Raw genomic sequence first — 16,730 nt, forward strand, 5'->3', positions numbered from 1 at the left:
ATTTGTCAATATTATTGTCATACGCCATTCATCATAGAAGATTCTATGCAAAGATAGCGATTAAAAATGAGATATAAGTAAGAAAGCAACAGAAATCTTATTTGTTATTACGGCAATATATCCTATTTATCTCAAATACGATCGTCTAATCTCCGGCAAAGAAAATCTTCTGCCAAAATGTCAAGATGGAAGTAATTAGCCGAATAGAATAAAGAGAAGGAAAAAATTACCTTTTTTTGAGAACAAAATAGAATAATCCGCCGGTGAGCAGTCCTGCAACGGCGTCGATGGCATAGTGGGCGCGGATATAGACGGTGGCGAAACACATCAGAATAAAGAATGGAAGCATTGTGAAAAACAAGGCTTTGCATCGGCTATGCCACGCTAACAACAGTAAAACTGTCGTGATTCCGACGTGGCTGCTGGGGAAAGCTGCTGTGGGACGCTCGCCTGCTTGATGAGCGTTTTCAACCAAATGATAGAAAAATCCGCTGCTGTAACCGGGGCAGGCAAGCCGCTCTTGATGCGTGTTGAAATAGTCGTGCACATTCGGAAAGATGCCGTTTGCTACGTGGTCGAGGCCAATTGCACCATAATAATATTGCGGACCGGTAACCGGAACAAGCACAAAGATGACGTAATAAAGGAAAAACGACCCCATAATGACAAACGAGGCACGTTCGAACTCATCGTATCTGAATGCTGCATAAAAACCTGCCGTGAGGGCGATGAGCGGGTAATAAGAAGCGTAGCCCATAGCCATCAGCTCGCTGAAAAAGGCATTCGGAACGGCTTTACAGAACGTATAAGCTGGCTGGAAACCGAACAACTGCTGCTCCCAAGTAGCAAACAGGTGGTCTTGATTGGGAAAAATACGATTCAACTCATAGGTGTCGGGATACCACCAAGCCAGCAATGCCAACTGTGCCGCTACCCGCGCAATGAGCGTCAGACGGCAGGGAAGTAGCCGATAAGCGCCCCACAACATCGCCGTCATTGCTATGATGCGTACTCGCCCCCATATCATTGCATTGGGATGCTGCAATTTTGTGTAGGTGAAAAAAATCAAAACGAATGTCAAGAGCATATAGACGAGCATTGCCCATTCTAATGCCAAGAGGCCGCGACGCGGCTGTCGGTCGATTGTAAGCAAGTTTTTGATGAAGCGCAACATCTTATAACCACTTATGATCCTGATACCATCGGGCCGTAATCTGCACGCCGCGGGCTAAATCATAACGTGCGTGGTAACCCAGTTCGTCCATTGCCGGTTCGATGTCGCAACGCCAATTGCGTTGTTTCAGAATGTTATACTTGTCGTTGTTAAGAGCTGAAACCTTGCCCGTATAGTGTGCAATGTGTTCGCCGAAGAATGTAACTGCGCGCAGCACCCATATCGGTGCCTTGATGCGAATACGCCAAGGACGTCCCAACTCTTCGTGAATACGGTCGCTAAATGTGCTTGACTGATAGACATTTCCGTCGCTCAGGAAATATTTCCGACCGCTCATTCCGTGGTCGAAAGCCAGAAACACAGCCTGCACCACGTCTTCTACATAAACGAAAGTAATGTCTTGGCGCTTAAATCCCACCGAGAAATCCACGTGGTCGCGTATGCTTTTGAACATCAGGAAATAGTCTTTCTCACGCGGTCCATACACGCCCGTGGGACGGAGAACGATGTAAGGAAAATTGTTTCCGATGCTGTCGAGATAGCGTTCAGCCTCGAGTTTGCTCCGTCCGTATGCCGTATTGGGCTTTGGGCAGTCGTTCTCGGAAATCTCCTGATAGGGTTTTTGTTCGTGAATGGCACCGAAAACGCTCAACGAACTCAGATAAACAAAGCGCCGAATAGGCATTTGCAGCGCGAGAATTGCATTGACAAGATGTTTCGTCCCGTCGGTATTCACGCGGTAAAAATCGTCTGTCCGCAGACATTTCGTTACGCCGGCAGCGTGTACGATATAGTCGAATGTATGGTTGGCGAGCTGTTGCCGGAGCGTGTCTTCCGACGAAAGGTCAAGCTCGATGAAGTGAATGCGACTGTCGGTGAGGTATTCCCGCGAACTGCTCGGTCGCACTGCGGCCCACACCTCCATCTCTCTGCGCAGGGCTTCGGCCACGACAAAGCTGCCGATAAAACCGCTGGCGCCTGTTACTAATACTTTCATTATCTTTGTCAAATCGGGTACAAAGATAGTAAAAAAATAATTGATAATCGGCAAAAGACAAGATGAAAAGATGAAAGAGTGGAGAGATTGAAACGTGGACAAAGATCAGACTGCTGTCGATTGCGATTCAAACAGAAAGTACAGAGAACAGAATATAATGAGTTTTGTATGTACTTGATTTTAAATGACATACAAATTTCATCTTAATTTCTCGTTAAATACCTACCGAAGAGCGGTTAAACGCGCACTGTTTAACTGCTTTTCGCAGTGTAATTGATAGTTAGTTGCAAAGCGATTGACCGTTAATTGTAACGCACTCTTTATCTATCTGAAAATTAAGAAATACGAACAAATTATACTTTTCGATCTTTTTGCCTTTACATTTCTTCCGCTATCTTTTGGGAGTTCAGAGTATTCCGTTAACCTTGCGACGAGGGTCTAATGAAAGAAAAGAATAATACCGAAGTGGTAATGATATTTATCAACAACAAAATAATAAACTACTAAAATGTAAGCACTATGAAAAGAAAGTATTTTCTGAATGCTTTCTTTTTGACTTTGCCCCTTTCCATATGTCCTGTTGTGGCACAGCAGGCCGAAGCCGAGATGTTGTCGGCCGCACAAGTGGTGGCTAACAAGCTCAGGGGAAGAGTGAATGAGGGCCACAATGGAGAACTTCTCGTCGGAGCGTATATCACAGTATTTTGTCTGTCTCACTACTCATTGCATTTGACTTTATGCTCAATCTTTTCTTCCGTGGAGAGAGAAATGAGATTTGATATAATATGATCTATTTTTAATTTACACTCTTTTATTCTTTTGTCAATACTCTATTAACCGTTATTAATTGTCAATTGTAATTTATACATTGCTTGTTTTCAATTATTTTTTGTAGTTTTGCACCAATAAAAATCTGTCGAATGATTGGCGAACAACTGCTGCACTATTGCTGGAAACATAAACTTTTCCCGTTGAAAGAGTTAGAGACGACCGACGGACAGCCCGTGGAAGTCATCGACACCGGGCTTCATAACACTAATGCCGGGCCCGATTTTTTCAATGCCAAGGTAAAAATCGGCGACACGTTATGGGCGGGAAATGTTGAGATTCACCGTCGTTCGGCCGATTGGTATGTGCATCGGCACGAGCAGGACGCACATTACGACAATGTGATTTTGCATATTGCAGCAGTCATCGACACAGAAATCAAGACGCGGAACGGGCAATTCGTTCCTCAGATGCAGATGGATGTACCTGCGGATGTGGCCCAACACTATGGCGAATTGCTCACAACAGACGCCTATCCGCCGTGTTATAAGATTATCCCGGGTCTCTCGCAGCTTACGATTCACAGCTGGATGAGTGCGTTACAGACCGAACGGTTGGAGCAGAAAATGCAGGCTATCGGCGAACGCGCGGACCGTTGCAATGGCTCTTGGGCAGATGTATACTTTCAAACGTTGGCGCGCAACTACGGGTTCGGTGTCAACGGCGATGCTTTTGAAACGTGGGCTCGGCACGTGCCGCTTCATATTGCATCGCATCATCGGGATAGTCTCTTCCAGATCGAAGCCCTATTCTTAGGTCAGGCAGGGTTGCTCGACCCGAATTCTGTTCCGGAACGCAACCGGGAAGCGGCTTTGAAAGATGCTTACTTCAACCGACTGCGCACCGAATATCAATATCTTGCGCATAAGTTCGGAATCAGATCGATGGCTGCCGAGCAGTGGAAGTTCTTGCGATTGAGACCGCAGAACTTTCCGCATATCCGCATAGCACAACTTGCTCGATTGTATTGCTCGCGCCGGGCAGGACTGAGTGAGTTGTTAGAATGCACTACGGTGGAACAAATAGAGACATTGTTTGATACGGCTGTCACGCCCTATTGGGAGACACATTACGGTTTCGGACCGGCTGGCGAACGGCGAGAAAAACGCTTATCGCAGGCTTCACGTCGGCTGCTTATCATCAACACGGTGGTGCCGATGCTGTTCGCTTACGGACGATATAAGTCATCTGAGGCACTGTGCGACCGCGCTCTTGCATTCTGGGAACAGCTTCCCGCCGAGAATAATCACATCGTACGGATGTGGCGTGACTGCGGATTGACGGTCGGAACGGCTGCCGACAGTCAGGCACTGATTCAACTCAAGCGTGCGTATTGTGACCGGAAAGATTGTCTCAGGTGCCGAATCGGATTTGAATACCTGTGTAGGAAAAGTAGAAAAGTGAAAGGGTGAAAAGGTGAAAAAGATTGGGCGGACAAATAAAATGCCACAAATGGGAAGATGATCTGTAACTCGCTGAGAATTAATGATATGCTGTTCGCTTTGCGAAAGATGCCTTTTCGGGTCGTAATCAGATGCTTTTTGCACGATGACTAACCGTTAAATGCACGGCGATTAACCATTCATTGCAAGGCAAGAAAGCATTAATCGGAGTTGGTTTTGTATGTGGTTGATAATCAGTGTGTTGTTGGTCCATCTGCCGATAGTGGATAAGTGGGCTTAAATGCTCATAAAGCCGATTCCCAACAATAGACTCGTAAACTCATAAACTTATAAAACTCATAAACAGAACAATGAATAAATAAACTCATAAACTTATAAACTTACAAACTGAAATATGAACTATATCTTTGAAACGACAATGGAAGTACGCGACTATGAGTGCGACATCCAAGGCATAGTAAACAACGCCAACTATCTGCATTACATCGAACATACCCGCCATTTGTTTTTACAGAAAACGGGATTAAGTTTTGCCGACCTCCACGAACAAGGCACAGATGCCGTTGTGGCACGTATGAATCTGCAATTCAAAACGCCTTTGCGTTGCGACGATTATTTCGTTTCGCGACTCGGATTGCATAAAGAGGGTCTGCGATATGTTTTTCATCAAGACATCTTTCGTGCTTCGGATAATCGCCTTTGCTTTCGAGCCACGGCAGAATTGGTGTGCATCATCAACGGCCGTTTGGGTAACAGCGAAGAGATAGACAAGGCTTTCGCCCCGTTCTTGGCTGAAAATTAAGAATTAAGAATCGGCAGTTGAGAATGAATTTATCATCTCTCATCATCCATTCTTTATCTTAACGGCTTTTACTCCTCTTTCGGAGAGGATGAAAGAGGGCTCTCTCAAACTTTGACTGCAATGGAGGCACAGGAGATTCTCAACACGATTGCGCTGACGCGAATCAATTATTTCAACCTTACGGGGCTTTTGGAGCTCTATCGTCGATGTGGTTCGGCCACGGCAGTTATCGAACATCGTCGTGAGATTCGCGACATCCTGCCTGACGCTTCACCGCGATTGATAGAGGCTTTTCGTGATATCAGCGAACCGATGCGTCGTGCCGAGGCTGAATATCGATATGATATCGACCACGGCATAGAGCCTCTTTGTATGGTCGACGACCGTTATCCGCAACGTCTCCGTGAGTGTGTCGATGCGCCATTGGTATTGTTTTACAAGGGTACTGCGGACCTCAACCAGGCTCATATCATCAATATCGTAGGTACAAGACACTGTACTCGGTATGGGCAGGACCTTATTCGCCGGTTCGTTTCAGAGCTTCGGCAATGCTGCCCGCACGTCCTCATCGTCAGCGGATTGGCTTACGGCATCGACATTTGTGCCCATCGCAATGCGCTGCAGTGCGGATTCGAAACAGTGGCTGTGCTTGCCCACGGCCTGGATTACCTTTATCCGCCGCGCCACAAGCCCACGGCCGATGCTATGTTACAGCAAGGCGGACTGCTGACGGAGTTTCTTACGGGAACGAATGCAGATAAAGTGAATTTTGTCAGGCGTAATCGCATTGTTGCCGGACTGTCGGATGCGTGTCTGTTGGTGGAGAGTGCGGCCCACGGCGGCGGTTTAATTACGGCCCGATTGGCTCGCGATTACAATCGGGATGTGTTTGCTTTCCCCGGCAGTGTGGGCTTACCGTATAGCGAAGGGTGCAATAATCTGATTCGAGACAATGCTGCCGGGCTTATTACCGGGGCTTCCGACTTTGTGAAAGCGATGGGGTGGGAGGACGAACGTCAGCTCCGCACGGCTCAACAACAGGGTATCGAGCGTCAGCTCTTTCCCGACTTGACGGCCGATGAGCAGTTGGTCGTTACGCAGTTGCAGCACACCAATGATCTGCAAATCAACATTCTTACTGTCCGTTCAGGGCTGCCCGTAAGTCGGCTCACAGCTCTGCTGTTCTCGCTTGAAATGAAAGGTGTGGTCAAAACGCTGGCGGGCGGTGTCTGTCATCTGCTCGCTTAACTTCCGGATTCGAGCAATCGGGCAATCTCTTCGAGGCTGTCGGCCGTACAAATATGCCGATGTATGTCGCCGCGAATCATCCCTTTATTTGTCAAGTCGTTGAGAACGGCGATGAGAGAATCCCAAAATCCATTCATATTATAGAGTATCACGCGTTTGCAGTGATACCCGATTGAGGCTGAAGCTGCTACTGTAAACACTTCGTCAAGTGTTCCGATACCGCCCGGAAGCGCAATGAAGACATCGCTGCGGGCCATCATCAGCGCTTTACGATCATTGAGATCGTCGCACGGGATGTGCACATCCATATCGTCGAAAGCCCGCCCGTGTCGCTCGACGAGCATCGGAACGATACCCACGGTGCGGCCTCCCGCCTCCTTGGCAGCACGCGCCACGCACTCCATTAGCCCGACATTACACCCGCCGAACACGATAGTGTGCCCCTGACGAGCGCACCATCGCCCGAGTTCTGCCGTCAAATCAAAATACGTTCGGTCAATATTGTCATTAGCAGAACAGAAAATTCCTATTGTCATTTGCTTGTTGCTTGTTGATTGATTTCAATTGGTCTGGCCCCCCTTTTTATTGGGTGAGATGTTGATTTACCATAAAATATGCGGGGAATAAATTGGTTTTTCTCCGCAAACGGTGCGGTAAATATACCCAATTTATTTCATTTCGTCTGTCATTCGATGATTCCTTTTTGTATAAAAAAATATAAATCGGGAACGGAATGGCAATAAACCCGTCAATCTTCACTACCTTTGCGGAGTTCAAACATCGATGTTGTCTGTTATGGCTTGGGGACAACGAATGGGTGAACAAGTAGTAACAGATAATAGAAAGATTTGAAAACATTTGAAGAATTGGGCGTAAACGAAGAGATTCGGCGCGCTATCGCAGAGCTCGGATTTGAAAATCCGATGCCTGTTCAAGAAGAAGTGATTCCTTATTTGCTGGGAAATGGAAATGATGTAATAGCTCTCGCACAGACGGGTACGGGTAAAACGGCCGCCTATGGCATACCGGTGTTGCAGAAGATTGATGCTTCTCGTAAGGAGACACAGGCCTTGATTCTGAGTCCGACGCGTGAGTTGTGCCTCCAAATAACTGACGATCTCAATGATTTTGCTAAGTATATAGGCGGCCTGCACGTAGCTGCCGTCTATGGAGGAGCGTCTATCGAGACGCAGATTCGCACCTTGCGCCACGGCGTTCAGGTGATTGTGGCTACGCCGGGACGGCTCATCGACTTGATGAAACGCGGCGTAGCAAAGTTAGATTCGGTGAACAACGTGGTGTTGGATGAGGCCGATGAGATGCTCAATATGGGTTTTTCGGACAGTATCAACGAGATTTTCGAGGGGCTTCCGGCTGCTCGCAACACCCTGCTTTTCTCTGCAACGATGAGTCGGGAGATAGAAAAGATTGCCAAAAGTTACCTCAATGATTATCAGGAAATCGTCGTAGGAAGTCGTAACGAGGGTGCAGAGAAGGTCAATCACATATACTATCTCGTGAATGCAAGGGATAAATACCTGGCTCTGAAACGTATTGTCGACTATTATCCACGTATCTTTGCCATCATCTTTTGCCGCACAAAGGTGGAGACCCAAGAGATTGCTGACAAGCTGATAAGGGATGGTTACAATGCCGAAGCATTGCACGGAGACCTCAGTCAGCAGCAACGCGACCTCACGATGCAGAAGTTTCGGAAGCATCTCACGCAGTTTCTCGTGGCAACCGATGTGGCAGCGCGAGGCTTAGACGTTGAAGACTTGACGCACGTTATCAACTATGGTCTGCCCGATGATATCGAAAGTTATACCCATCGCAGCGGACGCACAGGCCGGGCAGGCAAAAAAGGCACATCGATTTCTATTATTCACACGCGTGAAAAGTCGAAAGTCAAGGCTATTGAGAAGACAATCGGCAAGGAATTTGTTGACGGAACGTTGCCCACGGCACAGGAAATCTGCACCAAACAGCTGTATAAGGTGATGGACGAAATACTCAAAGTGGATGTGAATGAAGATGAAATAGCTCCGTTTATGGCTGAGATTACGCGACATTTTGAGTATGTAGACAAAGAGGATATCATCAAAAAGATTGTCAGTATGACGTTCGGCCGCTTCTTGGAGTATTATGCCAACGCGCCCGAAATTGAGAAACCGACCGGTAGGCGGGGTGAAAATACACGTGACAGAGGTGCTCGCGGCGAGCGGAAAAGCCGTGGAGAGCGAGGTGCTCGGCGCTCACATATGCCAGAAGCGGGCTTCCGTAGGCTTTTTATCAACCTCGGAAAGAACGACGGTTTTTATCCCGGCGAGGTGATGCAGTTTGTCAATAAGAATGTGAAAGGGCGTCAGGAGATCGGCCAAATCGATCTTTTGAGCAAGATTTCTTATATTGAAGTGCCCGAGAACGATGCCGATCGGGTGATGGATGCACTCAACGGAGCCCGTTATAAGGGGCGGGAAGTGCGCTGTAATGATGCCGATGAGGGCGGAAAAGGTCGTGAGTCGCGCCCGAGTAGAAGTGAACGGCGGACTAAGAAACACGGATCCGAGAGCGAACGTAAGTCGCGCAAAGGCGCGAAGAAAGCTGCTGCCACCCAGGAAACAGGTGATTGGCGCCAATTCTTTGTACATAACGACGTGAAATTAAAGGGTGAAGAGCCTGACTTTTCAGAAGAAGGATGGGCTCGGCGACGACCTAAAACGAAATAATTGATATGTCTCTTGTGGCAATTCAATATTTACAAGTTTATAAACTAACAACAAAACAATGAAAAAATTATTATTAGGTGTTGTCCTGTTAGCCGTTGCGCAGACAGGGATTGCAGCCGACGGAAAGCTGCATATCAAAGGAAAGATGACGGGATTAGGTGATTCTGTCGTGGTGGGAGTAATAGACTATGTTGCTCAGAATTATGTATATAGAGACACGGTGCCCGTGAAAGGTTGCGAGTTCGATTTCTATGTGCCTCTCAAAAAGGTGGCGCCCGTGCAGTGTATTGGTCTTTCGGCCTTGCGCGAAAACCGTCAGGCAGGCTTCACTGTGGTCGGAGTGCCGGGCGAGGAAGTTGTTGTCAGCGGAGAAGCAACAGACCGTTATGACATCAACGGTTCTCGTTTCTATCAGCAATATCACGAAGCCGACGTGTTGGTAGAGCCTGTTTTGAAAGAGATCAACGAACTGATGACCGAGTGCCGGGCCCGAATGAAAAAAGGAGTAAGCCGTGATTCTGTTGCCGCTTACTATGACAGTAAAGCGCCGGGACTGCAAACCAAGTTGGAGCAGACTATTTTCGGTTTTGCCAAAGCACACCCGACGTATGAGGCTTCGGCCGCTCTGGTCTCTCATTTAGAGGGCGAACAGATGCAGAAATTGGTTGAACTGTTGGCTCCCGAGGTGCGAGACAGTCGGATGAAAGACTATTATTCTGTCTTTATCGACAGCTATTTAGCACAGAAAGAATCGAAAGAGCGTGCCCAAAAGGTGCAGGCTGCCGGTACGGAAGCACCCGACTTTACACTCAATGACATTGCAGGCAAGCCGCTGAAACTGTCGAGTCTGCGTGGGAAGTACGTCGTTCTCGATTTCTGGGGGTCGTGGTGCGGTTGGTGTATCAAGGGTTTTCCGAAGATGAAAGAGTATTATGCCAAGTACAAAGGCAAGTTCCAAATCTTGGGAATAGACTGCAACGATTCCCAAGAACGATGGAAAGACGCAGTGAAGAAGCACCAATTGCCGTGGCTTCACGTATATAACGGCAAGGCAGAAGCCGATGCCGTCAAGCTCTATGCTATCCAGGGGTACCCCACAAAGATTATTGTCGACCCGCAAGGAAAGGTTGCCAAGACTTTCGTTGGTGAAGACCCCGCATTCTATACGTATCTCGATGGCCTGTTCAAGAAATAAAACGGATGGGTGAGAATGTACAAGTAATTTGGTAGATACATCGAATCGGCGGCTTATCGGAGATATATTCTTTCTCCCGATAAGCCGCCGATTCGATGTATTGGATATGCACTTCCCGCACATTTCGTACGAGAAGTGCAGCTGTTTATTGGTGTAACAGTTTCTTGGAAAGTTTTTCCAGCATATCGCGTGTCATCGCATCAAGGTCGTATTGAGGCTTCCAGTCCCACTCATTACGGGCACACGAGTCGTCCATTTGGTCGGGCCAGCTCTCTGCAATCTGCTCTTTCAACGGGTCTACGTCATAAACCATCTCAAAAGTCGGTTTGTATTTGCGAATCGCTTGATACAGTGTGTCAGGATCAAAACTCATCGATGCGATATTGAATCCGTTGTGATGGATAAGTCGTTGCGGGTCGGCTTCCATCAGACTGATGGCTGCATTAAGGGCATCGGGCATATACATCATATCCATTTTAGTGCCTTTACGGATGGGGCAAGTAAACTTTTCGCCCCTCACGGCATAGTAATAGATGTCCACGGCATAATCGGTCGTGCCGCCGCCCGGTGGTGTTAAGTAAGAGATAATGCCCGGAAAACGTACCGAGCGAGTGTCAACGCCGTACTTCTTTTGATAATAATCGCTCAGCAACTCTGTCGTAACTTTCGATACGCCGTAGATTGTTGCAGGTCGCTGAATGGTGTCTTGCGGTGTCATCTGGTGCGGGGTGTCGGGGCCGAACGAGCCTATCGAACTCGGTGTAAATACTGCACAGCCGTTCTCTCGGGCCACTTCAAGGATGTTCCACAGGCCGTCGATGCCGATTTTCCACGCCAAACGCGGCTTGGATTCAGCTACAACAGATAGCAGTGCAGCCAAGTTGTAGATAGTGTCGATATTATATTGCTTCACAATCTCGGTAATTCCCGCACCGTCTGTCACGTCAGCGATAGCCGACGGACCGCCTTCTTTCAACTCGCCTGTGGGCTCTGCACCTGTAATGTAACCTGCGATGACATTCTGATTGCCATAACGCGCCCTCAATTCTCTGGTCAGTTCCGAACCGATTTGTCCCGTAGAACCGATTACTAAGATTCTTTTCATCTTATTTTAATATGTTTTTGTTTTTCACGTACAAAGTAAATGCTTTCCCGATTAACTTGTGCACGAGAAGTGTTAAATATGTTAAAATATAACGATTTGACGGAAAAAAGATATTGACAGGCCGCAGATTGTCGGAAATATTGTCTTACTTTGCGGTAACAAATCTAAAAAATCGAACCTTATGTATGGGAAAATGAAAGACCATCTCAGCAAGACTTTGGCTGAGATTCGTGATGCCGGACTTTACAAAGAAGAACGAATCATCGAGAGTGCACAGCAAGCTGCCATCACTGTTAAAGGCGAAGAGGTGCTCAACTTCTGTGCAAACAATTATTTGGGACTGTCCAATCATCCGCGACTCATCGATGGTGCCAAGGCAATGATGGACAAACGAGGATTCGGAATGTCGTCGGTACGCTTCATTTGTGGTACGCAAGACGCCCATAAAGAGCTTGAAGCGGCTATCTCCGACTACTTCAAAACGGAAGATACCATTCTTTACGCAGCATGTTTCGATGCCAACGGCGGTGTGTTTGAACCCTTGTTCACCGACGAAGACGCTATTATCAGCGACTCGCTCAATCACGCTTCTATCATCGACGGCGTGCGTTTGTGCAAAGCCAAACGCTATCGCTATCAGAATGCAGATATGAACGATCTGGAGCGTTGCTTGAAAGAGGCTCAGGCTCAGCGGTTTCGTATTATTTGTACAGATGGTGTTTTCTCAATGGATGGCAACGTTGCGCCCATCGATAAGATATGCGATTTGGCCGAAAAATACGATGCACTCGTGATGGTTGACGAGTCTCACTCGGCCGGAGTGGTAGGAAATACAGGTCACGGAGTAAGCGAACTCTGCGGAACTTACGGTCGCGTGGACATCTATACGGGCACTTTGGGCAAAGCTTTTGGTGGTGCGCTGGGCGGATTCACCACAGGACGCAAGGAGATTATCGATATGTTGCGCCAACGCAGCAGGCCTTATCTGTTCTCAAACTCGCTTGCTCCCTGTATCATCGGTGCCAGTTTAGAAGTCTTCAAGATGTTGAAGGAGAGCAACGGACTGCACGATCGCCTCGTGGAAAACGTCAATTATTTCCGTGATAAGATGCTTTCGGCAGGCTTCGACATCAAACCCACGCAGAGCGCGATATGTGCCGTGATGCTTTATGATGCCAAACTATCGCAGGTTTATGCTTCGCGAATGCTCGACGAGGGTATTTACGTAACGGGATTCTACTATCCTGTGGTGCCGAAAGAGCAAGCGCGTATTCGCGTTCAGCTCTCTGCGGGACACACAAAAGACCAGCTTGATCGCTGTATTGATGCCTTTATCAAAGTAGGGAAAGAGCTCGGCGTATTGAAGTAAATTCAATCCCCATAACATTTAACCGTTAATCGTGTTATGATTAACGGTTAAATAGTGTGCAACTAACCGTTGGTTGCAGTGCGATTAACGGTTAGTTATAAGCCGATTAACGGCTAATTGTAATGTGTCTTGTATATAATTGATTTTCAATTGTTTATAAACGCTATTCCTAAATATTGATTTTCATTCGGGAATGGTGTCCTTTTGACTTTCTGTTTTATTGCGGAGTTATACGCTGATCGCCCTACACACAGGTGTGAGACGTGGTAAAATTATCGGGATTAGTTGATGGAATAATGTACTGAATGTCCTCTGCACGGGTGTGAGAGATGTCCGATTGAGCACTTATGAATGATATGTTGTATATTAGTGAATTGTAAAACGGTTTCCCGTTTACAGCCCTCCGGCCCCTAATTTAGGGAGCGTAAGCTCTTGGTTAGCGCCTGCATTCCTGCGCTTGCACCCTTGGCGATATGCACGATACGGCTGTTTGTGTCGGCCGTTACAGGTTCGGGATCGATGATGTAGATAGGAGTGCCGGAACGAACGTAGCGAACCAAGCCTGCGGCAGGATAGACATTGAGCGATGTTCCGATGATGACGAAGATGTCGGCCGTACTTACTTCTGTTGCTGCGGGCTCGATCATCGGTACCGACTCACCGAAAAATACAATGAAAGGACGCAACAACGACCCGTCGCCGGCCTGTGTTCCGGGGTTCACTTCGGGGTTATCGGCCGTGAGTTCTTGAATGAAATGCGGGTTGTAAGGGTCGCGCTCGGAGCATACTTTGGTCAGTTCGCCGTGCAGGTGGACGACTTTTGATGAGCCGGCACGTTCGTGTAGGTTGTCCACATTCTGTGTAACGACCGTCACGTTATAGTCTTTCTCCAAATCGACGATAAGCTTGTGCCCCTCGTTCGGTTGCGCATCGAAGAGTTTCCGACGCAGCATATTATAGAAATTCGTGACAAGTGTGGGATCGTTTTCCCATCCTTCGTGCGACGCAACCTGCTCAACGGGATAGTTCTCCCATAACCCATCGGATCCGCGAAACGTCTTGAAGCCGCTCTCAACGGACATTCCCGCACCGGTTAAAAATACAATTTTCTTTTTCATCTCTATCCGGTTCAAGTCATTAATAATGTACAAAAATAGCACTTTTTCGGCAAATTGCGCACGCACTGTCGATAAAAAGTAGTATCTTTGTGCGTTTTTAAATAAATCATATTATACTAAGACAAATTCTTTATGGACAAAGTGAGTTATGCTTTGGGGTTGGGCATCGGCCGACAGTTGTGCGATATGGGTGCGAAAGCATTGAATATCGATGATTTCGCACAAGCAATTAAAGACGTAATTGCAGGTTCTGAGCCGCAGATCGGCGACCAGGAAGCACAGCAAATCGTGCAGAATTTCTTCCAAGAGCAAGAAAAGAAGCAGCGTGCAGTTGCCGAAGAGAAACACAAGGACAGCAAGGTTGCAGGCGAAAAATACCTCAGTGAAAATACAAAAAAGGACGGCGTGGTGACGCTTTCGAGCGGTTTGCAATACCAAGTGTTGAAAGAAGGCAACGGCAAATGTCCCAAAGCAACTGACAAAGTGAAGTGCCATTATGAGGGAATGCTTATCGACGGCACAATATTCGACAGCAGTGTACAGCGCGGCGAACCTGCAACTTTTCCGCTGAATCAAGTGATTGCCGGTTGGACCGAGGGCTTGCAGCTGATGCAGGAGGGTGCTAAATATCGCTTCTTTATCCCTTATCACCTTGGTTACGGCGAACGCGGAGCAGGTCAGTCGATACCTCCTTTTGCCACACTCATCTTTGATGTAGAGCTGATTGCAGTAGTATAGCCCGACCGTCGGTCTGAAAACGAAAGATAAATATAAACAAACAAATAATAGAGTAAAACTAAAATGAAGAAACTTTCAATTGTAGCCGTTCTGGCTATCGCAGCTGCAACAATCACATCTTGCGGCAATTCAACGCCCAAAGCGGACTTGAAGAATGACTTGGACTCAATGAGCTATGCAATGGGTTATTCTCAGACGCAGGGTCTGAAAGAGTTTATGGTGGGTCGGATGAACGTGGATACCACGTATATGGACCAGTTTATCAAGGGCGTTAACGATGGAGCCGGCGCCGGAGATGATAAAGCTAAGGCTGCTTATTACGCCGGAATACAGATCGGTCAGCAGATAAGCAATATGATGGTTAAGGGTATTAACCACGAGGTTTTTGGTGAAGACTCTACCAAGAGCATATCAATGAAGAACTTTATGGCTGGTTTTGTGGCCGGAACGACAGGCAAAAAGGGCATTATGACGATGGAACAAGCACAGCAAATTGCCCAGACTAAGATGGCGGCTGTTAAAGCAAAGAATATGGAAAAGCAGTATGGACCGAACAAAACAGCCGGTGAAAAGTTCCTCGCTGCTAACAAAACGAAGGCCGGAGTGAAGACATTGCCCTCGGGAGTGCAGTATAAAGTCATCAAGGAAGGCAATGGCCCGATGCCCAAAGATACATCAATGGTGAAGGTAAACTATGAAGGTCGCACGATAGAAGGTAAGGTTTTCGACAGCTCTTACAAGCGAGGCGAACCCTTGGAATTGCGTGCTAACCAAGTGATTAAAGGTTGGACGGATGCGCTTGTGCATATGCCCGTAGGCTCGGTATGGGAAGTTTATATCCCGCAAGAGCTCGCTTACGGTGAGCGTGAACAAGGAGACATCAAGCCGTTCTCGGCTTTGATCTTCAAGATTGAGTTGATTAGTGCCGGTAAGTAATCATCTACGCGTAATGAAAAAGATTCTTTTATTGGCGTTGGTTTTCGTGGCTGGCGCATCGGTCAGCACTACCTGGGCCGGCAAAAAGAAAGAGAAGAAAGGCCGGCAAGCGCAGACCGAGCAAACGGTCGTGACGCTTTCGTCGTCTATCGACTCATTGAGCTATGCCGCAGGAAAGGCTGCTACGCGTGGACTTATCCCCTATGTGCAGCAGCAGTATCAAGTAGACACGGCCTATATGACCGACTTCGTACGGGGCTTTAAGGATGCTTTGGGTAAAGCAAACGACTTAAACTATGCGGCATATCTGGCCGGTGCGCAGATTGCTCGAATGGTTCAGCAGCGCATTTTGCCCGGAACGCAGAAGGATTTTGAGGGTACACGCGATTCGATTGACAGCAAGTTGTTCATTGCCGGATTCGTTTCTGCACTTTCCAACGATACCGCTCATTTTACCGAAGATGCCGCCCAACAATTCTTCGAGCAGCGTCGTAAAGCCGATAAAGAAGCTGTACGCGAACTCTATAAGGCTGAAAACGAAAAGTGGTTGGCTGAAAACGCCAAGAAAGAAGGTGTGAAAGTCACTGCGAACGGACTGCAATACAAGGTCTTGACAGCAGGAACGGGTGCTGTTCCGAAGCCGACTGACGAGGTAGTAGTGAAATATGAAGGCAAGCTCATTGACGGAACAATCTTCGATAGTTCATATAAGCGCGATCCGCAGATTGCCGTTTTCCGTTGCGACGGCCTGATTAAAGGTTGGACAGAGGCGCTGACGATGATGCCGGCAGGCAGTAAATGGGAACTCTATGTCCCCCAGTCGTTGGCCTATGGAGCAAGTCAGGTCGATAAAATCAAGCCTTATTCTACGTTGATTTTCACCGTAGAATTGGTCGAAATCAAGCAACCTAAACCCGAAGTGAAACCTGCCGCAGAACTGACTCCTGCCAAAAAGGCACCTGTAAAGAAAGCTCCGCGCAAGCGTAAATAATTCGTTTAAAAGACAGAACAAACTCCTTTATATATAATAAGGTATATAGATTCTGTAAATTGGATACTTATTGTCAGTTCATAAGTTCGTAAGTTGA

At 47.4% G+C, this 16,730-nt stretch carries 15 protein-coding genes; 10 read left to right on the forward strand and 5 right to left on the reverse strand.

Annotated elements, in window-relative coordinates; genetic code table 11:
• Nucleotides 1-226 precede the first annotated feature (226 nt).
• Entirely contained in the window at nucleotides 227-1,174 is a 948-nt protein-coding gene (locus tag RWY97_RS03760; RefSeq protein ID WP_315565604.1) for a phosphatase PAP2 family protein, read from the reverse strand.
• A 1-nt stretch (nucleotide 1,175) separates the two neighbouring features.
• Nucleotides 1,176-2,171, reverse strand: a complete 996-nt coding sequence (locus RWY97_RS03765; protein WP_024992351.1) for an NAD-dependent epimerase/dehydratase family protein — start codon at nucleotides 2,169-2,171, stop codon at nucleotides 1,176-1,178.
• Between the two features lie 519 nt (nucleotides 2,172-2,690).
• Here RWY97_RS03765 and RWY97_RS03770 point away from each other — a divergent pair.
• From RWY97_RS03770 to dprA, 4 genes are all read left to right on the forward strand, one after another.
• Entirely contained in the window at nucleotides 2,691-2,960 is a 270-nt protein-coding gene (locus RWY97_RS03770) for a hypothetical protein (RefSeq protein WP_315565607.1), read from the forward strand.
• 131 nt (nucleotides 2,961-3,091) lie between these two features.
• Nucleotides 3,092-4,411, forward strand: a complete 1,320-nt coding sequence (locus RWY97_RS03775) for a DUF2851 family protein (RefSeq protein ID WP_315565609.1) — start codon at nucleotides 3,092-3,094, stop codon at nucleotides 4,409-4,411.
• Nucleotides 4,412-4,796: 385 nt separating this feature from the next.
• Complete coding sequence (locus tag RWY97_RS03780) at nucleotides 4,797-5,204, forward strand: acyl-CoA thioesterase (protein WP_021583996.1); 408 nt, start codon at nucleotides 4,797-4,799, stop codon at nucleotides 5,202-5,204.
• A 120-nt stretch (nucleotides 5,205-5,324) separates the two neighbouring features.
• Nucleotides 5,325-6,452 (forward strand): DNA-processing protein DprA, encoded by a 1,128-nt coding sequence (gene dprA / locus RWY97_RS03785; RefSeq protein ID WP_314079372.1) that lies wholly within the window; start codon nucleotides 5,325-5,327, stop codon nucleotides 6,450-6,452.
• Here the strand turns inward: dprA and RWY97_RS03790 are convergent.
• Nucleotides 6,449-6,988, reverse strand: coding sequence for an LOG family protein (locus RWY97_RS03790; protein WP_273175194.1), 540 nt, complete (start codon nucleotides 6,986-6,988; stop codon nucleotides 6,449-6,451). The two genes, dprA and RWY97_RS03790, sit on opposite strands and share 4 nt — an antisense overlap.
• 312 nt (nucleotides 6,989-7,300) lie before the next feature.
• Between RWY97_RS03790 and RWY97_RS03795 the strand changes: the two genes are divergently transcribed.
• Nucleotides 7,301-9,181, forward strand: coding sequence for a DEAD/DEAH box helicase (locus tag RWY97_RS03795; RefSeq protein ID WP_315565613.1), 1,881 nt, complete (start codon nucleotides 7,301-7,303; stop codon nucleotides 9,179-9,181).
• A gap of 58 nt (nucleotides 9,182-9,239) precedes the next feature.
• Nucleotides 9,240-10,376 (forward strand): TlpA family protein disulfide reductase, encoded by a 1,137-nt coding sequence (locus RWY97_RS03800; protein WP_315565615.1) that lies wholly within the window; start codon nucleotides 9,240-9,242, stop codon nucleotides 10,374-10,376.
• Nucleotides 10,377-10,521: 145 nt separating this feature from the next.
• Here RWY97_RS03800 and RWY97_RS03805 read toward each other — a convergent pair whose 3' ends face one another.
• The gene (locus tag RWY97_RS03805; protein WP_024991610.1) at nucleotides 10,522-11,481 is read right to left on the reverse strand and encodes an NAD-dependent epimerase/dehydratase family protein; all 960 of its coding nucleotides are present in this window, start codon (nucleotides 11,479-11,481) and stop codon (nucleotides 10,522-10,524) included.
• A 181-nt stretch (nucleotides 11,482-11,662) separates the two neighbouring features.
• Here RWY97_RS03805 and kbl point away from each other — a divergent pair, with 181 nt between their 5' ends.
• Nucleotides 11,663-12,850 carry a glycine C-acetyltransferase gene (kbl, locus tag RWY97_RS03810; RefSeq protein ID WP_315565616.1) on the forward strand — a complete coding sequence of 396 codons (1,188 nt, stop codon included), beginning with the start codon at nucleotides 11,663-11,665 and terminating at the stop codon, nucleotides 12,848-12,850.
• A 410-nt stretch (nucleotides 12,851-13,260) separates the two neighbouring features.
• Here kbl and RWY97_RS03815 read toward each other — a convergent pair whose 3' ends face one another.
• Complete coding sequence (locus tag RWY97_RS03815; RefSeq protein ID WP_315565617.1) at nucleotides 13,261-13,968, reverse strand: SIR2 family NAD-dependent protein deacylase; 708 nt, start codon at nucleotides 13,966-13,968, stop codon at nucleotides 13,261-13,263.
• Between the two features lie 132 nt (nucleotides 13,969-14,100).
• Here RWY97_RS03815 and RWY97_RS03820 point away from each other — a divergent pair, with 132 nt between their 5' ends.
• The 3 genes from RWY97_RS03820 (at nucleotide 14,101) to RWY97_RS03830 (ending at nucleotide 16,633) form a co-directional block, all read left to right on the forward strand.
• On the forward strand, nucleotides 14,101-14,706 hold the full coding sequence (locus tag RWY97_RS03820) for a BamJ family beta-barrel-assembly machinery protein (RefSeq protein WP_315565618.1): 606 nt from the start codon (nucleotides 14,101-14,103) through the stop codon (nucleotides 14,704-14,706).
• Nucleotides 14,707-14,769: 63 nt separating this feature from the next.
• Nucleotides 14,770-15,642, forward strand: coding sequence for a BamJ family beta-barrel-assembly machinery protein (locus RWY97_RS03825; protein ID WP_273175203.1), 873 nt, complete (start codon nucleotides 14,770-14,772; stop codon nucleotides 15,640-15,642).
• Nucleotides 15,643-15,655: 13 nt separating this feature from the next.
• On the forward strand, nucleotides 15,656-16,633 hold the full coding sequence (locus RWY97_RS03830; RefSeq protein ID WP_315565620.1) for a BamJ family beta-barrel-assembly machinery protein: 978 nt from the start codon (nucleotides 15,656-15,658) through the stop codon (nucleotides 16,631-16,633).
• The last annotated feature ends 97 nt before the right edge of the window (nucleotides 16,634-16,730 follow it).

The sequence above is a fragment of the Hoylesella pleuritidis genome (assembly GCF_963541955.1).
In the GTDB taxonomy this organism is placed as follows: domain Bacteria; phylum Bacteroidota; class Bacteroidia; order Bacteroidales; family Bacteroidaceae; genus Prevotella; species Prevotella pleuritidis.

What these genes read in the sequence shown, in the direction of transcription:
- RWY97_RS03780 (WP_021583996.1), top strand. Translation starts at nt 4,797, where the DNA reads ATGAACTATATCTTTGAAACGACAATGGAAGTACGCGACTATGAGTGC.
- dprA (WP_314079372.1), top strand. Translation starts at nt 5,325, where the DNA reads ATGGAGGCACAGGAGATTCTCAACACGATTGCGCTGACGCGAATCAAT.
- RWY97_RS03825 (WP_273175203.1), top strand. Translation starts at nt 14,770, where the DNA reads ATGAAGAAACTTTCAATTGTAGCCGTTCTGGCTATCGCAGCTGCAACA.
- kbl (WP_315565616.1), top strand. Translation starts at nt 11,663, where the DNA reads ATGTATGGGAAAATGAAAGACCATCTCAGCAAGACTTTGGCTGAGATT.
- RWY97_RS03760 (WP_315565604.1), bottom strand. Translation starts at nt 1,174, where the DNA reads ATGTTGCGCTTCATCAAAAACTTGCTTACAATCGACCGACAGCCGCGT.
- RWY97_RS03815 (WP_315565617.1), bottom strand. Translation starts at nt 13,968, where the DNA reads ATGAAAAAGAAAATTGTATTTTTAACCGGTGCGGGAATGTCCGTTGAG.
- RWY97_RS03820 (WP_315565618.1), top strand. Translation starts at nt 14,101, where the DNA reads ATGGACAAAGTGAGTTATGCTTTGGGGTTGGGCATCGGCCGACAGTTG.
- RWY97_RS03790 (WP_273175194.1), bottom strand. Translation starts at nt 6,988, where the DNA reads ATGACAATAGGAATTTTCTGTTCTGCTAATGACAATATTGACCGAACG.
- RWY97_RS03765 (WP_024992351.1), bottom strand. Translation starts at nt 2,171, where the DNA reads ATGAAAGTATTAGTAACAGGCGCCAGCGGTTTTATCGGCAGCTTTGTC.
- RWY97_RS03775 (WP_315565609.1), top strand. Translation starts at nt 3,092, where the DNA reads ATGATTGGCGAACAACTGCTGCACTATTGCTGGAAACATAAACTTTTC.
- RWY97_RS03805 (WP_024991610.1), bottom strand. Translation starts at nt 11,481, where the DNA reads ATGAAAAGAATCTTAGTAATCGGTTCTACGGGACAAATCGGTTCGGAA.
- RWY97_RS03800 (WP_315565615.1), top strand. Translation starts at nt 9,240, where the DNA reads ATGAAAAAATTATTATTAGGTGTTGTCCTGTTAGCCGTTGCGCAGACA.
- RWY97_RS03830 (WP_315565620.1), top strand. Translation starts at nt 15,656, where the DNA reads ATGAAAAAGATTCTTTTATTGGCGTTGGTTTTCGTGGCTGGCGCATCG.
- RWY97_RS03770 (WP_315565607.1), top strand. Translation starts at nt 2,691, where the DNA reads ATGAAAAGAAAGTATTTTCTGAATGCTTTCTTTTTGACTTTGCCCCTT.